General features: G+C 75.1%; 17 protein-coding genes. 6 read left to right on the top strand and 11 right to left on the bottom strand.

The annotated features are described in order from the left end of the window. Positions 1 to 104: 104 nt before the first annotated feature. Positions 105 to 1,154 (bottom strand): BMP family lipoprotein, encoded by a 1,050-nt coding sequence (locus tag CP974_RS19250; protein ID WP_031133214.1) that lies wholly within the window; start codon positions 1,152 to 1,154, stop codon positions 105 to 107. Positions 1,155 to 1,588: 434 nt separating this feature from the next. Between CP974_RS19250 and CP974_RS30360 the strand changes: the two genes are divergently transcribed. Both CP974_RS30360 and CP974_RS19240 read left to right on the top strand, forming a co-directional pair. Then, complete coding sequence (locus tag CP974_RS30360) at positions 1,589 to 1,951, top strand: type II toxin-antitoxin system RelE/ParE family toxin (RefSeq protein ID WP_031133212.1); 363 nt, start codon at positions 1,589 to 1,591, stop codon at positions 1,949 to 1,951. Beyond that, positions 1,948 to 2,286, top strand: a complete 339-nt coding sequence (locus CP974_RS19240) for an XRE family transcriptional regulator (RefSeq protein WP_031133210.1) — start codon at positions 1,948 to 1,950, stop codon at positions 2,284 to 2,286. The genes CP974_RS30360 and CP974_RS19240 overlap by 4 nt, the downstream gene beginning before the upstream one ends. 82 nt (positions 2,287 to 2,368) lie before the next feature. Here CP974_RS19240 and CP974_RS19235 read toward each other — a convergent pair whose 3' ends face one another. The 5 genes from CP974_RS19235 to CP974_RS19215 all read right to left on the bottom strand — a co-directional run bounded on the left by CP974_RS19235 (position 2,369) and on the right by CP974_RS19215 (position 8,806). Then, the gene (locus CP974_RS19235) at positions 2,369 to 3,592 is read right to left on the bottom strand and encodes a M20 family metallopeptidase (protein WP_031133208.1); all 1,224 of its coding nucleotides are present in this window, start codon (positions 3,590 to 3,592) and stop codon (positions 2,369 to 2,371) included. Positions 3,593 to 3,784: 192 nt separating this feature from the next. After that, a complete protein-coding gene (locus CP974_RS19230; protein ID WP_223844596.1) occupies positions 3,785 to 4,960 on the bottom strand; it encodes a hypothetical protein in 1,176 nt (391 codons plus the stop codon). Further along, entirely contained in the window at positions 4,957 to 5,847 is an 891-nt protein-coding gene (locus CP974_RS19225) for an N-acetylneuraminate synthase family protein (RefSeq protein ID WP_031137228.1), read from the bottom strand. Before CP974_RS19225 ends, CP974_RS19230 begins: the two co-directional genes overlap by 4 nt. Then, positions 5,844 to 7,241: an acylneuraminate cytidylyltransferase gene (locus CP974_RS19220; protein WP_150485833.1), complete on the bottom strand. Its 1,398-nt coding sequence runs from the start codon at positions 7,239 to 7,241 to the stop codon at positions 5,844 to 5,846. The genes CP974_RS19225 and CP974_RS19220 overlap by 4 nt, the downstream gene beginning before the upstream one ends. Then, positions 7,238 to 8,806 carry a DUF6716 putative glycosyltransferase gene (locus CP974_RS19215; RefSeq protein WP_223844597.1) on the bottom strand — a complete coding sequence of 523 codons (1,569 nt, stop codon included), beginning with the start codon at positions 8,804 to 8,806 and terminating at the stop codon, positions 7,238 to 7,240. The genes CP974_RS19220 and CP974_RS19215 overlap by 4 nt, the downstream gene beginning before the upstream one ends. A gap of 166 nt (positions 8,807 to 8,972) precedes the next feature. On the opposite strand from CP974_RS19215, the gene CP974_RS19210 reads away from it, so the two are divergent. Together CP974_RS19210 and CP974_RS19205 are read left to right on the top strand one after the other, a co-directional pair. Further along, the gene (locus CP974_RS19210; RefSeq protein WP_031134642.1) at positions 8,973 to 9,959 is read left to right on the top strand and encodes a glycosyltransferase family 2 protein; all 987 of its coding nucleotides are present in this window, start codon (positions 8,973 to 8,975) and stop codon (positions 9,957 to 9,959) included. Next, a complete protein-coding gene (locus CP974_RS19205) occupies positions 9,956 to 11,293 on the top strand; it encodes a polysialyltransferase family glycosyltransferase (protein WP_031134644.1) in 1,338 nt (445 codons plus the stop codon). The genes CP974_RS19210 and CP974_RS19205 overlap by 4 nt, the downstream gene beginning before the upstream one ends. Before the next feature lie 231 nt (positions 11,294 to 11,524). Here CP974_RS19205 and CP974_RS19200 read toward each other — a convergent pair whose 3' ends face one another. From CP974_RS19200 to CP974_RS19190, 3 genes are all read right to left on the bottom strand, one after another. After that, positions 11,525 to 12,343, bottom strand: coding sequence for a MerR family transcriptional regulator (locus CP974_RS19200; RefSeq protein WP_031134646.1), 819 nt, complete (start codon positions 12,341 to 12,343; stop codon positions 11,525 to 11,527). A gap of 149 nt (positions 12,344 to 12,492) precedes the next feature. After that, positions 12,493 to 13,167, bottom strand: coding sequence for a leucine efflux protein LeuE (gene leuE / locus CP974_RS19195; RefSeq protein ID WP_031134648.1), 675 nt, complete (start codon positions 13,165 to 13,167; stop codon positions 12,493 to 12,495). A 176-nt stretch (positions 13,168 to 13,343) separates the two neighbouring features. Next, positions 13,344 to 14,924 carry an acyl-CoA mutase large subunit family protein gene (locus CP974_RS19190; RefSeq protein ID WP_031134650.1) on the bottom strand — a complete coding sequence of 527 codons (1,581 nt, stop codon included), beginning with the start codon at positions 14,922 to 14,924 and terminating at the stop codon, positions 13,344 to 13,346. A 249-nt stretch (positions 14,925 to 15,173) separates the two neighbouring features. On the opposite strand from CP974_RS19190, the gene CP974_RS19185 reads away from it, so the two are divergent. After that, complete coding sequence (locus CP974_RS19185; protein WP_037938789.1) at positions 15,174 to 16,130, top strand: L,D-transpeptidase family protein; 957 nt, start codon at positions 15,174 to 15,176, stop codon at positions 16,128 to 16,130. A gap of 938 nt (positions 16,131 to 17,068) precedes the next feature. Here CP974_RS19185 and CP974_RS19180 read toward each other — a convergent pair. Continuing rightward, positions 17,069 to 18,235, bottom strand: coding sequence for a hypothetical protein (locus CP974_RS19180; protein WP_051839438.1), 1,167 nt, complete (start codon positions 18,233 to 18,235; stop codon positions 17,069 to 17,071). Continuing rightward, positions 18,235 to 18,912 (bottom strand): RNA polymerase sigma factor, encoded by a 678-nt coding sequence (locus CP974_RS19175; protein WP_031131871.1) that lies wholly within the window; start codon positions 18,910 to 18,912, stop codon positions 18,235 to 18,237. Before CP974_RS19175 ends, CP974_RS19180 begins: the two co-directional genes overlap by 1 nt. A 712-nt stretch (positions 18,913 to 19,624) precedes the next feature. Here CP974_RS19175 and CP974_RS19170 point away from each other — a divergent pair. Then, positions 19,625 to 20,053, top strand: a complete 429-nt coding sequence (locus tag CP974_RS19170) for a nuclear transport factor 2 family protein (RefSeq protein ID WP_031131873.1) — start codon at positions 19,625 to 19,627, stop codon at positions 20,051 to 20,053. Positions 20,054 to 20,057: the final 4 nt, after the last annotated feature.

The raw sequence follows: 20,057 nt of genomic DNA, 5'->3' as shown, positions 1-20,057 counted from the left end.
CCCTGATGCCACAACCCTTGGCCAGGACGTGATCCGGGGTCCGGACGGGCGGTGGGACACCGCCCGTCCGGACCCCTGGACCGGGCCCTGACCGCGTGACCGGGTTACGGGGCGGTCTTGACCTTGATCGTGCCGGCGGCGATGTCGGCCTTGGCCTTGTCGACCGCGGCGATGACCTCGGTCATCTCGGTGAAGGCCGGGTTCGAGGTGGACAGGCCCACGCCGTTGGCGTCGAGGCCGTAGCGGACCTCGCCGCTCTGCGGCTTGCCGTCCTGGACCGACTTGATCAGGTTGAACACCGCACCGGAGACGTCCTTCGTCACCGAGGTGAGGATGTACTCCTTGTACGCGGCGAGACCCGACTGCTTGTACTGGTCGGAGTCGACGCCGATGGCCCACTTCTTCGCCTTGGCGGCGGCCTCGATGGAGCCGGAGCCCGCGAGGCCGGCGGCGGCGTAGACCACGTCGGCACCCGCGTCGATCTGGCCCTGCGCGGCGGCCTTGCCCAGGTCGGGCTTGGAGAAGCCACCGAAGTCCGGCGGCTGCGTCAGGTACTGGACCTTGACGTTGACGTTCTTGTTGGTGTCCTTCACGCCCTGGACGAAGCCCGCCTCGAACTTCTTGATGAGCGGGGTCTCGACACCGCCGATGAAGCCGACCGTGTTCGACTTGGTCACCTTGGCGGCGGCGACGCCGGCCAGGTAGGAGCCCTGCTCCTCGTTGAAGACCAGGTTGGCGATGTTCTTGCCGGTCTTCGACGTGTCGTCGATCAGGCCGAAGGTGGTGTCCGGGAACTTCGGGGCGACCTCGGCGATGGCCGGAGCGTAGGCGAAGCCGACACCGATGACCGGGTTGTTGCCGGCACGGGCGAGCGAGGTGAGGCGCTGGACCTTGTCCGGGTCGCCCTCGCCCTCGCTGGGCTCGGCCTCCGTGCCCTTGATGCCGAATTCCTTCTCGGCCTTCGCGAGACCGGCGTAGGCGGCGTCGTTGAACGACTGGTCGCCGCGACCGCCGATGTCGTACGCGATGGCGGCCTTGCCGCCCTTCGCGTCGCCGGCGGTGTCCGACTTCTTGTCACTGCCACAAGCGGTCACGCTGAGCGCGAGCGCCGCGGATGCGATACCCGCGGTGGCGATCCTGGTGATCCGGCGCAAGGGGGGCTCCTTCGACCTGACCGAAGCGCCTCTTCCGGCGCTGGTTTCGCGGGCGATCGTAACGCGCGTAGATGTCAGATAAAGCCCTGTACGGAAGCCGTTATCGATTCGTCGCGAACAGGCCGCCCGCAGGCCCCCTTCCGGCAGGGTTCCCACGGTACGGGGTCACCCCAGCGTGTCCCGCCGACCACGGGTTGTCGCCCCGGCGACGGCCGGCGACCGGGGCTCCCCACGAGGAGGGCGGCGACGGGATCCGGCCAAGGGGCGGGGGTGGGGCACCGCACCAGAGCCGCGGGGCCCGGAAAGCCCGCGGCCCTCCCGCCAAGCGACACCGCGCGCCCCGCGAGGCGTATCCCCCTATCGAGGGAAGCACACGGATCACAACATCAAGGCTTAACGCTTGCGTTAACTTCGAGGGCACGGGTCAATGGGAAGTGGTCCTCGTCGCAGAGGTCTCAGCATGGTTGGAGAAGCTGGCCGTCATCGATGGACGGAGCGCCCGGCAAGTGGAGGACGCCATCGACGCTCTTGCGGAGTTCGGGCCCACGCTCGGTCGGCCGCTCGTCGACCGGATCAGGGGCTCCGAGCAGCACCACATGAAGGAACTGCGGCCCGGCTCGTCCGGAAGGAGCGAGGTACGCATCCTGTTCGCCTTCGACCCGGTACGACGAGCTGTGCTGTTGCTCGCCGGGGACAAGGCCGGGAGCCGGCAGCGCTGGTATGACAGCAACATCCCACTCGCTGAGAAGCGCTACGGGGAGCACCTCGCGGAACTCGACACCAGGGAGTACGAATGAGCACCGTCGGCTGGGAGGAGACGAAGCGCGCCATGCGCGCGCGCCGGGAGGCCGCGGGCCTGCCGGTTCGCTCCGCGGACGAGAAGCGGGCGGACATGGAGCGGCTGAGGGCCGAGGTCCGCGCGTACCGGCTCGCGGAGATCCGGCGCGAGCAGTCGCTGACGCAGCGGGACGTGGCGTCCAGCATGGGCGTGTCCGCTCCGCGGGTCTCCGCCATCGAGCACGGTGCGGCGGACCGCACCGAGGTGGCGACGCTCCGGGCCTACGTGGAGGCGCTGGGCGGCAGGCTGCGGGTGGTGGCGGACTTCGGGGACGCCGAGTACACCGTTGCCTGACACGGCGGAGGGGCCCACCGCGGGTGGACCCCCTCCGCCGTACGGCTGCCGTGGCGGTGCGGCACCGCCCGGCGGGGAGGTGCTACGCGCCGCCCGCGTCGATGAGGGCCGCCGCCGTGAACAGTTCGACGCCGACCTTGATCGCGGACTCGTCCACGTCGAAGTTGCCCCGGTGCAGGTCCAGGTGCGTGGTGTCGGACGGGTTGCGCACGCCGAGGCGGGCCATCGCGCCGGGGACGTGCTCCAGGTACCAGGAGAAGTCCTCGCCGCCCAGGGACTGCTCGGTGTCCTCCACCGAGTACGGGCCCCGGCGGCGCTCCATGGACTCGCGGAGCAGCCCGGTGACGACCTCGTCGTTGACGACCGGCGGGACCCCCCGGACGTAGTTGATCTGCGACTTGGCGCCGTGCAGGGTCGCGACCTCGTCGATCGCCGCGTACACCTGGTCGGGTGCGCCGCGCCAGGCGTCGATGTCGAGGCAGCGGACCGTGCCGCCCAGCTCGGCGTGCTGGGGGATGACGTTCGGCGCGTGGCCGGCCTCGATGCGGCCCCAGGTGAGGACCAGCCCGGACCGGGCGTCGATGCGGCGGGCCAGGACGGCCGGGACGTCCGTGGCGACGCGGGCGGCGGCGGTGACCATGTCGGTGGTCAGGTGCGGGCGGGCGGTGTGGCCGCCGGGGCCGTCGAGGGTCACCTCCAGGCGGTCGCACGCGGACGTGATGGGTCCGACGCGCAGCCCGATCCTGCCGGCGTCGACCCGCGGGTCGCAGTGGACGGCGATGATCCGGCCGACCCCGTCCAGGACGCCCGCCGCGACCGCGTCGACGGCGCCGCCGGGCAGCACCTCCTCCGCCGGCTGGAAGAGCAGCCGCACGGGCCGGGGCAGCAGACCCTGGCGGTGCAGGTCGGCGAGGACGAGCCCGGCGCCCAGGACGACGGTGGTGTGGACGTCGTGGCCGCAGGCGTGGGCGCGGTCCGGGACGGTCGACCGGTACGGGCAGTCGGCCTTCGTGTCCGGGATGGGCAGGGCGTCGATGTCCGCGCGCAGCGCCAGCATGGGGCGGTGGCCGTCCCAGGTGCCGATGTCGCAGATGAGTCCGGTGCCGGCGGGGAGGACCCGCGGGTGCAGCCCGGCGGCCTCCAGCCGCGCCTTGAGCGCGGCGGTGGTGCGGAACTCCTGGTTGCCCAGCTCCGGGTGCATGTGCAAATCCCGGCGGAAGGCGACCAGCTCGGTGAAGAGTGCCTCGGGCAGCACACCAGGGAGGGAGGATTCGTCGGGGACGTCGGCTTCGGGCTCGCGGGACATCAACTTGTTCACCCATCACAGGGTAGGCGTCTTTGCCCCTCAACTTACGTGTGATCTACAAAACTTCAGCCCGTTAGAGGGAAAGAAACCTCGTTGACCGGGCATGAGGGGGGTCGGCAGTGGGTAAGCTCACGCATTTCGGTCGCCGATCGATCATCCAGGGCGGGTCCGGGCCCGGACCGTTAACAAGGGTTAACAGTCGACCGCGCTCCGGAGTCGCGCCCCGGTCAGTGACAGTCCGTGCGCCGTGCGCGCCGTCTCCGTCACCGCCGCGAGGAAGCCGCGCGCCCTGGGCGGGGCGCCCGCGCGCAGCCACTCCGGCGCCACGTCGCACACGGTGATCGTGACGCCCGTGCCGGCGAGGGCCGCCGGGAGGGTGTGCACGACCGTCGACGGGAAGCTGAGCACCGTACGGCCGAGGGGGCCGCGCCGCGCGATCAGCTCCAGCGGCAGCTCGGGGCGGACGATCTCCAGCCCCGTCGTGGTGGCGATGCGGTGCAGCTTCGTGACGCTCTCGCGGCGGTGCGCGAAGTAGCGGGTCACGCCGTGCGCCGCCGTCAGGGCGGCCACGGCCTCCACGTACCGGTCCGGGTCGACCACGCCGGTCTCCACCAGCGACGTGCCCACCAGATCGGCGCCCGCCGTGAGCCGGGGCGGGCCGAAGCGGGCCCGCGTCCACGCGAAGCGGTTGCCGCTCACCACCGTACCCTCGGGCGCCTCGACCGGCAGGGCCGTGAAGATCTCGACCGTGCGGCGCCGCCCCGGCGCCAGCCTGCGGCGGGCCAGCGCGGTGAGCGGGGCCAGCGCCGCTTCGCGCGGGCCCAGGCTGCCCCGCCGGTGCCAGCGCACCAGGCGCTCGCCGCGGGAGAGCTGGGCCGCGTACTCCATGGTCGCCGTGCCGTCGTCGACGACGGTGACCCGGCGCGGCGGGAACGCCCCGAGCAGGAGCTGCACGTACCGCGAGAACGGGTCGCCGACCAGGACGTGGCCGGCCCCGTCGGCCCCCCGCAGCAGCGGCGCGAGGTCGCGCAGCGTGCGGACGGGGCCGCCGCGCCGCGCGGCGCCGCCCCGCGCGTCGTGCCAGCGGACGGTGACGTCCTCGTCGCGGGCGAGCTGCGCCATGCGGCGCAACTGGCCGCGCGACATGGGGTCGGTCGGCGGGAGGACGACCAGGGTGAGCGGTCCGTCGCCCCCGCCGGGGTGGGCGTACCGCCACTCCAGGACGTTGAGGACCTGGACGGGGCTCTCCGCCAGGGCGACGACGGGGGTGGGGGTGGGGCCGGGGGACGCGGGCGGCGGGGGCGGGGCCGGGGTCGGCGGCTCGGGCGGGGGGCCGGCGGCGGGGGGCCGGGGCGGGGTCGGGGTCATGCCGGGGCCAGGACCCTGCGGAGCTTCTTCATGGGCGCCAGCTCCGAGTCGTACACCCGCTTCACCCCGTCGCCGAGGGCCGCCTCGATGGTGCGGATGTCGCGGACGAGGCGGGTGAGGCCCTGCGGCTCGACGGAGGCCGCCTGGTCGGAGCCCCACATCGCGCGGTCGAGGGTGATGTGCCGCTCCACGAAGACCGCGCCGAGCGCGACGGCGGCCAGGGTGGTCTGGAGGCCGGTCTCGTGGCCGCTGTAGCCGATGGGGATGTTCGGGTAGTCGCGGCGCAGGGACTCGATGACGCGGAGGTTCAGCTCCTCCGCCTTCGCCGGGTAGGTGGAGGTGGCGTGGCAGAGCAGGATGTTCTCGGAGCCGAGCACCTCGACGGCGTGCCGGATCTGCCGCGGCGTGGACATGCCGGTGGACAGGATCGCGGTACGGCCGGTGGCGCGGACCGCGCGCAGCAGCTCGTCGTCGGTGAGGGACGCGGAGGCGATCTTGTGGGCGGGCAGGTCGAACTTCTCCAGGAAGGCGACGGCCTCGGTGTCCCACGGGGACGCGAACCAGGCGATGCCGCGCGCCCGGCAGTGCTCGTCGATGGCGCGGTACTCGGTCTCGCCGAACTCGACGCGGTGCCGGTAGTCGATGTACGTCATGCGGCCCCAGGGGGTGTCGCGCTCGATGTCCCACTGGTCGCGGGGCGTGCAGATCTCCGGGGTGCGCTTCTGGAACTTCACGGCGTCGCAGCCGGCGTCGGCGGCGGCGTCGACGAGGGCGAGGGCCTTGTCGAGGTCGCCGTTGTGGTTGATGCCGATCTCGCCGGTGACGTAGACGGGGTGGTCGGGGCCGACCGTGCGGCTGCCGAGGGTGCGCGTGGGCTGGTGCTTCATGGTCGCTTTCCTTGCGGGAGGCGGGACGGGGTGCCGGGCGGCGGGGGGTGGGCGGTGGTGTCCAGGGCGGGGCCCAGGAGCCAGGCGGCGATCTCGCGTACGGCTCCGGCGCCGCCGCGCGCGGTGGTGACGGCGCGGGCGGCGGCCCGTACGGCGGCGTGGGCGTCGGCGACGGCGACCGGCCAGCCGACGAGGGCCAGGCAGGGCAGGTCGTTGACGTCGTTGCCCGCGTAGAGGACCCGCTGGGGGTCGACGCCGTACTCCTCGCACCAGTGCTTGAGGGCGGCGTCCTTGCGGTCGATGCCGTGCAGGACGGGGACGTGCAGCTTGCGGGCGCGGGCGGCGACGACCGGGTTCCTCTCGGTGGAGAGGATCAGCAGGTGCAGTCCGGCGCGGCGCAGCGCGGCCACGCCGAGGCCGTCGCCCCGGTGGACGGCGACCAGCTCGCGGCCGTCGGAGTCGACGAGGACGCGGTCGTCGGTCTGGGTGCCGTCGAAGTCGAGGACGACCGCGTCGACGTCGGCGCGGGTCGGGGTGTCCACCGGGTCCAGGAGCGGCGCCAGCGCGCGGGCGCGTGCCAGGTCGTGCGGGTCGTCGATCTCCAGGACGCGGGCCGGGTCGGTGGGGACGAGGGCGGTGCGGCCGAAGAAGCGGTGCCCGTGCGTACGGAACCCGGCGGCTTCCATGGCGTACGCGGCGCCCGTCTCCAGGTACTCGGGGCGCCGGTCCTGGCGGCGGGGGCGGTGCGCCCTGTCGTGGTTGACGCCTTCGGCGTGGGGGACGGGGGTGGGCGGCTGGGGCGGGGGTGCGGGCTGGGGCGGGGGTGCGGTCGCGGCCGTGTGCTGGGGCGGGGGTGCGGTCGCGGCCGTGTGCGGGCTCGGGGGTGCGGTCGCGGCCGTGTGCGGGCTCGGGGCCGGGGGCCGGGGCGGGGTGCCGGTCGGGAAGGTCTCGTGCCAGAGGAAGCCGTGGGACGGGGCGACGGTCAGGGCGGTGTCGGCGCCGTGGTCGAGTACCTGCGCCGCCACGCCGTCCACGTCGCCGGGCGTGACGAACGGACTGGTGCACTGGACCAGCAGGACCACGTCGGCGGGGCGGCCGTGCCGGGCCTCGTGGGCGTCCAGCGCGTGCAGCAGGGCCGCCTCGCTGGTCGCCGTGTCGTCGGCCAGCGCGGCCGGGCGGGCGACCACCTCGGCGCCGGCGCCCGACGCGACCGCCGCGATCTCCGGGTCGTCCGTGGACACCGCCACATGGGTGACCCGCCGGGCCGCCAGGCAGGCCCGCACGGCGCGGGCGACCAGGGGCACGCCGCCGACCGGGGCGAGGTTCTTGCCGGGGAGGCCCTTGGAGCCGCCCCGCGCCGGGATCACCGCCAGGACGGTGCGCGGGGCCGTCACAGCTCCCCCAGGCGGCGGATGACGGGCGCCACGTGCTGGACGCCGTGCCGGTACGCGCCCCGCGCCGCCTCGCGCGCCGCGTCGCGCAGGACCCGGCGCACCCGGCCCGCCCCGCGCCCCGCCCGCGTGCCGGGCGCGCCGGGCACGCCGGGCACCGGCTCCGTACCGGAGGCGTCCAGGCGGTGGCGGGCCAGGATGCCGGGGAGGTAGCCGGGGGCGGAGGCGCGGGTGTAGTACGGCGCGATCGGCGGCAGCGTGTCGCGCGCCAGCAGCGCGGCCACCCGCGCGCGGGCCTCCGCGAACGCGTCGTCCGCGCCGCCGCCCGCCGCGACGGCGTCCGGGGCCGGGCCGCCCGGCGCGGGCGGGCTCACGCCCTGGTCGGCGAGCCACGCCGGGTCCGGCACCGGTTCGTCGCCCGCGTCCAGGCGGTCCCAGGAGGTGAGCAGGCCGGAGCCGATGAAGTGGTGGTTGCCGAGCGCCTCGCGCACGCCCAGGTCGGTGAGGACGGCGGTCGGCACGCCCCGGTGCAGGGCCTCCAGGGCGGCCGTCGAGGAGACGGTGACCAGCAGGTCCGTGACGTCCAGGACCCGGCCCATGTTCCCGTACACCAGGCGCAGGTTGGGCGGCTGGGGCAGGCTCCGGGCGAGCCTCTGGTACGGCAGCTCCTCGATGTGCGTGGTGTGCTCGCCCGGCTTGGAGCGGAGCTTCAGCAGCACCTCGCGGTCCGGGTGGAGCCGCGCGTGGCCGGCCAGCCGGCGCAGCAGGTACATCCGGTCGGCCCGCGTCGCCGGCACCGAGGGCTGGGCGGCGAACACGACGGTGTGCCGCCCCGGTACCGGCCGGTGCGGCGCCCCGCCGAGGAAGGGCAGCGCGGCCCGCACGACGGCCGAGGGGTCGGCGCCGACGCCCTCGTACACGGCCCGGAAGCGGCGGGCGTCGTACGGGGAGTTCGCCAGGACCAGGTCCGCGCCGTGCCGCAGCAGCAGTCCGTCGGCGAGCTTCTCGTAGACGACGCCCACGTATCCGGTGACGACGACCGGGCGGCGGCGCGGGGCCGCGGCGGCCAGCCCGTGGAGCATCGCCTGTACGGCGCCGCCGACGAGGGCGAGCACGACCACGTCGTACGCCTCCTCCCGCACCGCCCGCAGGAACTCCGCGCCCGTCACCTCGCGGGGCGTGCCCAGCCCGGCCTCGGCGAGCTGCCGCGCGGTCGGCGTGGCGCGCCCGCGCAGCACGTACCCGGTGACGACGGCGTCCGGCCCCGGGGCGCCGGCCCCGTCCGCGCCCGCCCCCTCCCCACCGGCCCCTACCGGGCCGGCGGCCTCCTTTGCGCCCGCCCGCGCCGGACCGGCCGCCGCGCCGTGCGGCAGCGGGGCCGAGGCCGAGGACGGGGACGGGGGCGAGGACGAGGACGAGGGGGACGAGGACGGCAGCGGGGCCGGGGAAGGGGCGGGGGACAGCGGCGGGGCCGGGGCCGGGGCGATCCGGCGCGCGGTGAGCGCGCCCCATTTCCAGCGGGTGTCGGAATCCGCCACGACGGCGATCCGGAGTGTGGGCGAAGGCACGCCGAGGACGTTAGGAATCCCTTTCGCAGCGCGGCCCAACTCGACCGCAACAAACGGTGAACAGCGTCCGGCGGCCGTCCGGTTCAGCACCGCGCCGCCCACTGTTCACCGCGCATCCCTTCCGCCGTCGAAAGGAATGCGGGGCCCGCCGCCTAATCTCCGGCGGGTGGTCAAGCTCTCCGTCGTCGTGCCGTTCTTCAATGTGCAGAGATACGCGCCCGACGCCCTCCGAAGCCTGCGCGCCAACGCCCGCGACGATTTCGAGTTCCTGCTGGTCGACGACTGCTCCACGGACGGCACGCCGGAGATCCTGCGCCGGGCCGTGCGGGAGGTGCCGGGCGCGGTGCTGCTGCGGCACGAACGCAACCGCGGGCTGGCGACCGCCCGCAACACGGGCCTGGACGCGGCGCGCGGCGAGTACCTCGCCTTCCTCGACGGGGACGACTGGCTGGCACCCGGCCACTACGCGCAAGTCCTGTCCGTCATCGAGGAGTTGGGGTGCGACTTCGTCCGTACGGACCATGTCCGCTGCACCGGCCGCGAGCGGTCGCTGCAGCGGGTCCCGGTGGGCCGCCGGGGCGAGGTACTGCGACCGCGCGACGCGATCCTGCCGGCCGACCGGTCGACCTCGGTCGACTACCCGTACGCGTGGGCCGGCATGTACCACCGGCGGCTCGCGGAGCGCGGGCTGCTGCGTTTCACGGACGGGCTGCGCACGGCGGAGGACCGCCCGTGGATCTGGCGGCTGCACCGCGAGGCGGAATCCTTCGCGGTGGCCGGGGGAATGCCGGGAATCTTCTACCGGCGCGGCGTCGCCTCGTCCCTCACCCAGATCGGGGACATCCGCCAACTGGATTTCATCCGCGCTTTCGACCAGGTACTCGAGGAAACCGGAAACGACCCGGAAGCGGATCTGCTGATGCCGAAAGCGGTGCGCACCTACTGCGCGATCATCGCCCACCACGTGGGCGCCTCCGACCGCTACGAACCGGTCGTCGCGCGGAAGCTGCGCGCGTGGAGCGCGGCGGCGCTGCGCCGCATGCCGCAGGACGCGCTGGCGGAGGCGCTGGACGGGATGGACCCGCGGCGGGCGGCCGTGCTGCGCAGGCTGCGGCGGCGGCCCGCCCTGGTGGGCGCGGGGGTGCGGGCATGACGGTCCAGCTCCTGTACGCCTCCAGCCTGTACGGCGCGGCGACGCTCGCCGCCGCCCTCGACGCGGGGCTCCTCCCGGCGGCCGGGCGGCGGGTGCTGCTGGTCGCCGACAACTCGGCGGTGCCGGAGGCGGCGCTGCCGCCGGACCGGATGCCGGGCTTCGAGCGGCTGCGCGGCCGGTTCGACGAGGTGCGCTCGTGGAACGAGGCCGTCGCGCCGCTGCACCCGGCGGGCTGGACCCCCCGCCCCGACGACGTGCCGCTGTGGGAGCGGTACCTGCGGCTGCTGTGGGGGCTGGGCGCGGGGCACGTGGAGCTGGTGGTGGAGTCGCTGCAGGTGGCGCCCGCCCTGGCGCTGGCGCAGGTCTTCCAGGACGCCCCGCTGGACGTGTACGCGGACGGCCTGATGACGTACGGCCCGACGCGGGTGCGGCTCGACCCGCTGGTCGGGGAGCGGGTGCGGCGGGTGCTGCACCCGGATCTCGTACCGGGGCTGCGCCCGCTGCTGCTGGCGGAGTACGGCGCCGAGCCGGTGGTGGTGCCGGACGGCGCGTTCACCGGGGTGCTGGACGAGCTGGCCGCGTCCGGGGAGCCGCCCGAGGTGCCGGAGGGGGGCGGCGGTGCGCTGCTGCTGGGCCAGTACCTCGCCGCGCTGGACATCCTCTCCCCCGCCGAGGAGGAGGAGCTGCACGTGCGGATGGTGCGGGGCGCGGTCGCGCTCGGGCACCGGCGGCTGGTGTTCAAGCCGCACCCGGTGGCCCCGCCGTCCTGGTCGCGGACGCTGGAGCGGGAGGCGCGGGAGCGGGGCGCGGAGCTGACGGTGCTGGAGCGGCCCGTCCTGGCGGAGGTGGTGTTCCGGCGGGCGCGGCCCGACCTGGTGGCGGGGTGCTTCTCCACGGCGCTGTTCACGGCCGCCCGCTTCCACGGCATCCCGGTGGCGCGGACCGGCACCGGGATGCTGCTGGAGCGGCTCACCCCGTACGAGAACGGCAACCGGGTGCCGGTGACCCTCGCCGACGTCCTCCTGCCCGACCTGGACGCGGGCGCGGCCGGGCCGGTGCGGCGGGTGGACGCCGAGGTGGAGGCGCTGGTCGGGGCGGTGGGGTACGCGATGCGCCCCCGGGTGCGCCCCGACCTGCGCCCGGTGGCCGAGCGGCACCTGGCGGGCGCCGACCCGGCGCACGTGGCGCGGTACTTCCGCCGCCGCCGGCTCACCGCCCTGGGCCTGCCGGGCGGTCTGGCGGCCTCGGGCAACCGCACGGCACGCGCCCTGGCCCGCCGGGCCCTGCGCCGCTCCCCGCGCCTGCGCGCCCTGGGCCGCCGCCTGGCCTCCTAGCCGGGCGGCCCGGACCTGCCCGTCCGGCGGCGCGGCGGCCACAGGGCGTGCGACGGCCATGGACCGCACGACGGGCACAGGGTGCCCGACGGCCACAGGGTGCTCGGCGGCCACAGGCCGCGCGGCTTCCGGGCCGGGCCGGCGCGGCCTCCCCCGGACCGGCGCGGCCTCCCCCGGACCAGCGCGGCCTCCGGGCCGGACCGGCGCCCGGCCGCGGAGGCCCGGCGCCGCTCAGTCGGCCAGCGGCTCCTGGAGTTCGGTGACCCAGCGGGTGCGGTCGTCCGGGGACTCCAGGTACAGCTCGCGGGCGTAGCCGGTGGAGCGGTGGCCGTGGGCGGCGGTCCAGGCGGTGAGCGTCTGGTACGTGGAGACCACGTCCTCCATGGGCCCGCGGTGGATGACGGTCGCGGCGCGTTCGACGGGCGGCAGCTCGACGAAGTCCACGTCCGGGGCGGTCGCCCCCGGCGGGACGATCATGCCCGCGTGGGCGCGGACGGCCCCGTCACCGTCCGGGGCGTCCTCGTAGTAGGTGAGGGCCGGGCCGAAGCCGGTGACCCCGGCGGCCTCCAGACGGGCGCACAGCTCCTGGTACAGGGAGCCGACCACGGGGCCGATGTCGGTGGGCTGGTAGCTGGCGGCGACCGCGCTCAGCTCGGCCAGCCGCACGGCGGGAAGGCTCTTGACGACGACGTCGTGGGTGGACATGTGTCCCTCGCTCTCGATGGCCCGGAGCCTCGCCTCGACCTGCCCGAGCCGGGCGGTGGCCGCGGCGACCGCCTCCTCCAGCTCGGCCCGCCGCAGCCGCAGCATCCCGCGCAGCTCGTCGGCGCCGACCTCGTCGTCCACGATCGACCGCACCTGGTCGAGCGTGAAGCCGAGGTCCTTCAGCGCGATGACCCGGTTGAGCCGGGCCAGCTGGCCGGCCTCGTAGAACCGGTAGCCGCTGAACGGGTCGACGTGGGCGGGCCGCAGCAGTCCGACGGCGTCGTAGTGGCGCAGCATGCGGACGGACACGCGGCCGTGCCGGGCGAAGTCTCCGATGGTGAACATGATGGCTCCACGACACGGCCTCACACGGTGTCAGGGTCAAGCGGGCGGTGCGGCGGCGGCGTGACCGCGAGGCCGCCCAGGGCCGCAAGGCCGCCCGACCACCCGGCCGCCCGGCCGCCCGGCCGCCCGGCCGAACGCCGCCCCGGCCCTCAGGCGCCGCCGAGCGAGAGCTTCGCGGCGAAGCCCAGGAACAGCGCGCCCGCCGCCGACGTGGCCGTCGCAGACAGGCGCCTGCGGCGGCGGAACGCGGCGGCCAGGTGGGTACCGGCGAAGATCAGCAGGGAGAGGTAGAGGACGCTCGCCACCTGCGCGAGGGTGCCGAGGACGACGAACGACAGCGCCGGGTAGGCGTACGCCGGGTCGACGAACTGGACGAAGAACGCGACGAAGAACAGGATCGCCTTCGGGTTGAGCAGGCTGATCACGAAGGCCCTGCGGAACGGCCGCTCCCGCCCCGCCGCGCGCACCGCCCCGTCCGGCTCCGGGACGGCCTCCCGCACCGCCTCGGCCTGCTCGCCGCGGCCCCGCCACATCGACCACGCGGCCCGCAGCATCCCCACGGCCAGCCAGGTGAGGTACCCGGCGCCGGCGTACTTCACGATGCCGAACAGCACGGCGTTCGCCTGGAGCAGCGAGGCGACGCCGGCGGCGGACAGGGTCATGAGGACCGTGTCGCCGCACCACACACCGGAGGCGGCGACGTAGCCCCTGCGTGTCCCGCCGCGGGCGGCGACGGAGAGCACGTACAGCGAGTTCGGGCCCGGCAGGAGGACGATGACGAGGAGGCCGGCCAGGTAGGTCGGCAGGTCGGTGACACCCAGCATGGGGCGGAGTGTCGCACAGCCGTGCGGCACTCCGCCGTGTGATTTCGCCGACTGGAACGGCGGCCGGGCACGGCCGTCGCCGCGCCGTCACCATGCCGTCGCCATGCCGTCGCCGTGCGTCGCCACGCGGCCGCCGTGTGGCCGCCGCGTGGCCGCCGCGTGGCCGTGCGGGAGGGTCAGAACGCGTCCGTCGGGACGTACGTGCCCCACACCTCGCGCAGCGCGTTGCAGACCTCGCCGACCGTGGCGCGGGCCTTGAGTGCGTCCTTCATCGGGTACAGGACGTTCTCCGTGCCCTCGGCGGCCTTCTTCAGCTCCGCGAGGGCCGCGTCGACGGCCGCCTGGTCCCGCTCGGCGCGCAGCTTGGCGAGGCGCTCGGCCTGCTGGGCCTCGATCGCCGGGTCGACGCGGAGCGGCTCGTACGGCTCCTCCTCGTCGAGCGTGAAGCGGTTGACGCCCACGACGACCCGCTCCCCGCTGTCGGTCTCCTGGGCGATGCGGTAGGCGGACCGTTCGATCTCGTTCTTCTGGAAGCCGCGCTCGATGGCGTTGACGGCGCCGCCCAGCTCCTCGACCTTGCCCATCAGTTCGAGCGCGAGGGCCTCGACCTCGTCGGTCATCCTCTCGATGACGTACGACCCGGCGAACGGGTCGACGGTCGCCGTCACGTCCGTCTCGTAGGCGAGGACCTGCTGGGTGCGCAGGGCGAGGCGGGCGCTCTTGTCGGTGGGCAGCGCGATGGCCTCGTCGAAGCTGTTGGTGTGCAGCGACTGCGTGCCGCCGAGCACGGCCGCGAGGCCCTGGACGGCGACGCGGACCAGGTTCACCTCCGGCTGCTGGGCGGTGAGCTGGACGCCCGCCGTCTGGGTGTGGAAGCGCAGCATCCACGACTTGGGGTTCTTGGCGCCGAACTCCTCGCGCATCACGCGCGCCCAGATCCGCCGGGCCGCGCGGAACTTGGCGACCTCCTCCAGGATCGTCGTGCGGGCGACGAAGAAGAAGGACAGGCGGGGCGCGAAGTCGTCCACGTCCATGCCGGCGGCGACGGCCGTGCGGACGTACTCGATGCCGTCCGCGAGGGTGAAGGCGATCTCCTGCGCGGGCGAGGCCCCGGCCTCCGCCATGTGGTAGCCGGAGATCGAGATGGTGTTCCACTTCGGGATCTCGGCCTTGCAGTACTGGAAGATGTCGGCGATCAGGCGCAGCGACGGCTTGGGCGGGAAGATGTACGTGCCGCGCGCGATGTACTCCTTCAGCACGTCGTTCTGGATCGTGCCCGTGAGCTTGTCGGCGGGGACGCCCTGCTCCTCGGCGACGAGTTGGTAGAGCAGGAGGAGCAGCGCGGCGGGCGCGTTGATCGTCATGGACGTGGAGACCTTGTCCAGCGGGATGCCGTCGAACAGGACGCGCATGTCGTCGACGGAGTCGATCGCCACACCGACCTTGCCGACCTCGCCGTGCGCGATCGGGGCGTCGGAGTCGTGGCCCATCTGCGTGGGCAGGTCGAAGGCGACGGACAGACCCATGGTGCCGTTGGCGATGAGCTGCTTGTAGCGGGCGTTGGACTCGACGGCCGTACCGAACCCGGCGTACTGGCGCATGGTCCAGGGGCGGCCCGTGTACATCGTCGGGTAGACGCCCCGGGTGAAGGGGTACGAGCCCGGCTCGCCCAGCTTCTCCGCCGCTTCCCAGCCGGCCAGGGCGTCCGGCCCGTACACCGGCTCGATGGGCAGTCCCGACTCCGACTCGCGCGCCATGTGCTGTGCCTTCCCGATAGACCTACTCGCAGGTACCGACCCTCGCGACGGACTGTAGCGGCGGGCGTGCGGCCGGTGGAGAGCCGCACGCTGGGACCTTGCTCACAGCCCCCGGCCGGCCCCACCCGGCCCGGGGCCGGGACGCGGTCCCGGTCTCGTCACGGCATCGTCACACCACCCCGGTGTCGGGCAACCGGTGGCGACGGGGAAGTATCCCTACCTACACACGATCGAACCCCGGGGGCTGACATGCACCGTCGTATCACCGCCATACGGAGAGGCGTGCTCGCCGCCGCCGCGCTCGCCCTGGCCACCGGCTGCACCGCCCAGGCCGTGGGGGCGGCCGGCGCGGGCTCGTCCCCGGCCGCGCCGTCCCCGGCGTCCTCGGCGTCCGCGTCCCCGTCGGCCGCCCCGTCCCCGGCGGGCGCGTCGTCCCCGGCGGGCGCGTCGCCGTCCGCCCCGGCCTCGGCCTCGCCCTCCCCCGCCGCCTCCTCGCCGGCCCCGTCCTCGCCCGCTCCCTCCCCCTCGTACGGCGACGACAAGCCGTCGGCGTCCGCCTCCGCGCGGTCCGGCGGGAAGGTGCTGATGACGAAGGGCATGGAGAACGAGCAGGTGCGCGAGTTGCAGGCGCGGCTGCGGCAGGTCGGGTACTTCGACCGCGGCCCGACCGCCTTCTACGGCTCCCTGACCGCCGACGCGGTCGCCGCCTTCCAGACGAAGCGGGGCCTCGCGGCGACGGGCTGGGTGGACGAGACGACCTGGACGAAGCTCGTCGGGATGACCCGGAAGCCGACGGCGAACGAGCTGCGGCCGCCGACCAGCAACGCGCTCGACACCCCGGACCCGCGGTGCATGACCGGCCGGGTGCTGTGCATCAGCAAGGAGAGCCGGACGCTGGCCTGGATGATCGACGGCCGGGTCGTCTCGGCGATGGACGTCCGCTTCGGCTCCGTCAACACGCCGACCCGCGAGGGCACCTTCAAGGTGGACCGCAAGGAGCGGACGTGGACGTCGACGCTGTACCACTCGGAGATGCCGTACTCGATGTTCTTCAGCGGCGGCCAGGCGGTGCACTACTCGGCCGACTTCGCGGCGCGCGGCTACAACGGCGCCTCGCACGGCTGTGTGAACGTCCGCGACGAGGCGCGTCTGGCGAAGGTCTTCGAGCAGGTCCGGGTGGGCGACAAGGTGGTCGTCCACTGGTGATCCGCGAGACCCGGGCACGGACACCGGGAGGCGGAGGGAAGCGAAGGGAAAGGGCGCGGGCGGGACCGGGGGAACGTGTCCCGCCCGCGCCATACGCGCGTGAGCCGTAGGTACGGGGGGAACCCCGGCTCGTCGCGCCGCCGATGACCAGTCGGCTCACTCATAACTGCGTCACCGGCTCGAAAAGTGTCACACCTGCGCCCGGCGATGAGGAAAGCGCAGGTCAGAGGCGTGTGGGCGCGGGGTGGTGGGGAAGCGCGGAGGCGCGCGCGGGGTGGCGTGAGGGCGCGGGGCCGGCGCCGGGGACGCGGGCGTACGCGGTGGTGCGCCACCGGGGCGGGGGCGGGGCGGCCGGTGGGTGGGCGCCGGGGCGCGGCCGGGGACGCCGCTCGGTGCCGGTTGCGGCCTGGTACCCGGGTGCGGCTCGGGGATGCGGGCCCCTGGCGCCGGGGCGCGGCCGGGGGCGCCGCTGGGGACGCCGCTCGGTGCCGGTTGCGGCCTGGTACCCGGGTGCGGCTCGGGGAGGCGGGCCCCTGGCGCCGGGGCGCGGCCGGGGGCGCCGCTCGGTGCCGGGCACGGCCTGGTACCCGGCTGCGGCTCGGGGAGGCAGGCCCCTGGCGCCGGGGCGCCGCTGGGGACGCCGCTCGGTGCCGGGCACGGCCTAATACCCGGGTGCGGCTCGGGGAGGCGGGCCCCTGGCGCCGGGGCGCGGCCGGGGGCGCCGGACCGGGGCGCGGGGGCGCGGAAGCGCCGGGGGTACGGCAGCGCCGGGGGCACGTACGGCTACGGCGCGCGCGGGGTGGACGGGAACGCGGGCGACCCGGGGACGCGACGGCGGCACGCGTGGACCTGACGGCGGCACGGGGACGCGAGGGCGGCACGGGGACGCGAGGGCGGCACGGGCGCCCGAGCCCGTACGGCGTCGAGTGGATCGGGTGTCAGCGGGGCGGGGCGGCGGGTGCGGACCCGGCCGCCGACGCGTGCTGCCGGGTGCCGGAGGGCTTCGCCGGGGCGCTCTTCTTCGCGGGCTTCGCCGCCGCCTTGCCGGGCTTCGGCCTCGTCTCGGACGTGGTCTTGGGCGGCTTCGCCGGCTTGCGTTCGGGGTCGGCGCTGCCGCGGTCGCCCGTGCCCTCCCCGCCCTTGCCGCTGTCGCCCTTGCCGCCGCCCTTGCCCGTGTCCGCGCCCTGGCCGGCCCCCGCGCCGCTCCCGGAGGACGAACCGCCGCCGGACGACGTCCCGGTGCCGGAGGAGGGCGTGCCGGCGCTGTGCCGGTGGCCGCCACCCGTCAGGACCTGGTCGCAGAAGCGCTGCGCGCCCCCGCTGCTCTTCGCCGCGTGCTCCAGCTGGTGCCGGCGCGCCGCGTCGAGGCGGCCGTCGCGCAGGTCGCGGCACGCCTGCGTGACCGCGGCGGACCAGGTGCCGTCCGGTGCCCTCGTCGCCGTGCGGCCCCAGTCGGCCTCCGCGCGGCCCGGCGAGGCGCCATCGTTGTCATCGGGCGCGCCGTGCCCGGCCGTGGCGCTCCCACCGGGACGCGCCGACGGGGGCGGCGACGTGGTGGACGGCGTGCCGCCGGGGCTCGCCGGCGACCCCGGTCCGGTGGAGTCGCCGGGGGCGTCCGTCGGGGCGGCGGGCACGGGCGGCTTCGCGGGAGCGGCGACCGACGAGGCGGGGCCGGGCGCGGTGTGGCCGCCGAAGGCGGGCAGGACGCCCGTGCTCGCCGCGACGGCGACGCCGCCCACCGCGAGTCCGGCGACCGAGGCGGCGAGGCCCCAGCGGGCCGGGCGCAGCCAGCCGCGCGGTCCGCTGCGGCGCGCCGGGCGTGGGGCGCCCCCTATCCGTACGGAGCCCAGGTCCGAGCCCGCGCCGGCGCGGGGCGCCGCCGCGCGCCCCGCGCGGGCCGCGCGGAACGCCGTGAGGGCGGCCTCCTCGCCGGGCAGCTCGCCCGAGGGGCCCGCCGGGAGGGGCACGCCCCGTGCGCTGTCGAGCGCTCGCGACAGGCGTTCGGCCTGCCACCGTGTGTAGTCGTCGTCGGCGTCGACCGGCTCGCCCCGCAGCAGTCGTTCCGCCGCCTCGTGGTCGAGCCACTCATTCCGCTCGTCGGCCATCACATGTCCTTCTGCGTCCGCGGGCGCGAATGCGTCACAGCACGGCGCGCGTCCGGGGTCTGTGCGCCGGTCCCGGCACGGGGTCCGGGCTGCGGTGGTACGGCGCTCAGCGCGGCGCCGGGCGGGTCGCCCGCGCCGAGCAGTTCCGCGAGCCGCTTGAGCCCGCGGTGGGCGGCGGTTCGGACCGCGCCGGGCCGTTTGCCGAGCGCCTCGGCGGCGCTCTTGGCGTCGAGGCCGACGACGACCCGGAGGATCACCGCCTCCGCCTGGTCCTGGGGGAGCTGCGCGATCAGGTTCATCGTGCGGCCGGTGGCGAGGGCCTCCATCGCCTCCCCGGCCGTGTCGGAGTCGGCGGGCTTGTCGGTCAGCTCCGTCTCGTCGCCCCCCTGGACGGGCCTGCGACCGCGCATGCGCAGGTGGTCGAGGGCGCGGTTGCGCGCGATCCGCGCCGCCCAGCCGCGGAAGCGGTCGGCGTCGCCGCTGAAACGGCCGAGGTCGCGGGCGATCTGGAGCCACGCCTCGGACGCGACGTCCTCGGCCTCCCCGTCCCCGACCAGCGTCCGTAGGTATCCGAGCAACCGCGGGTGCACAGCGCGGTACACAGTACGGAAGGCGTCTTCGTCCCCGTCCTGTGCCGCGAGCACCGCGGCGGTCAGCTCCGCGTCGTCCCCCAGCACTCCCACAACCCGTTCGTCTCGCGGCAGGGCACACCAGGCCGGTCCGCCCAGCGCGAAGCAGCACGGTACGTGCTGCTGCCGTATCTCGTCCACGTTTGTACAACATGCAACGGGCCGGGGTCGCGGTGAGGTGTGACAGAAAACGCACCCCCGGCGCTGTAAGGAATACGGGGCCGTCCTGCGGACCCGCGGACGACGACCGGGGCCTCTCCTGTGGGGGGTGGCGGCCCCGGTCGTCTTTCCGTTCCAGGACGTGCCGCCCCGCCCCGCCCCGCCCCGAGCGCGGGGCCCGCGGCCCGCGAGCGCACCCCACCGCCCGGTCTCCCGCACGGCGGCGGCCACAAGGCTCCGCTCCCCCGCTGCCGTTGCACGGCCCTCCCGCCTCCCCCGGCGGCCCTCCTCGCCCTTCTCCCGCACCGTTCGCCCCCCCTGCCGGGATCCGGGACGGGGACGCGGAAGGGGCCGGGAGCCGGCGCCATGAGAGCGCCCCGCCGCGCCCCTCTCCGGAACGTCGCCTCGCCCGGCGGGAGCACACCCCGACTTCGGCGGAACGCGGCCGCGTGGACCCGGCTCTGGGCGCTCCACCGTGACCCCCTGGAGAGAGATGTGGTCCACGTCACTACGACCAAGACAGTATTCAAGTTTGACTAGACAGCCCTCCGGGGATACCTTGCTCTAGTCAAAGTTGACCACCGCATCGTGAGGAGCCCGTGTGACCCTTCTGCCCGAGACCGGATACGTGCCCACCGCCGAGGACCGTGCCGGGCTGAACGCGTGGTTCGCCGAGTACGACGCCCGCAGCGCGCGGCGCGACATCGAGGGGATGGCCGACATGGCCGTCTTCCCGCTCAACCTCGTCAGCGACGACGCGCACGGCGACGGGCGGTCGGCGCAGTGGGACCGCGACCGGTTCGTCGCCACCATGACGGGCGTGATGGGCGAGGGCGGCGGCGACATCTCCTTCGAGTCGACGCGGACGCCCGTCTTCCTCTCCCCCTCCATGGCCGTCGTCTTCACCGACTCGACCATGACCGCCGGGGGCGAGGAGCGGAGGCTGCGGTACGCCGACATCCTGATCAGGCGGGACGGCGTCTGGGCGTTCCAGACGATGGCGCAGGGCGGTTGGGGCGAGTACCTCTGACGGC

Source organism: Streptomyces fradiae ATCC 10745 = DSM 40063, assembly GCF_008704425.1.
Classification (GTDB): domain Bacteria; phylum Actinomycetota; class Actinomycetes; order Streptomycetales; family Streptomycetaceae; genus Streptomyces; species Streptomyces fradiae.
This window is presented reverse-complemented; position numbering and strand designations above follow the sequence as displayed.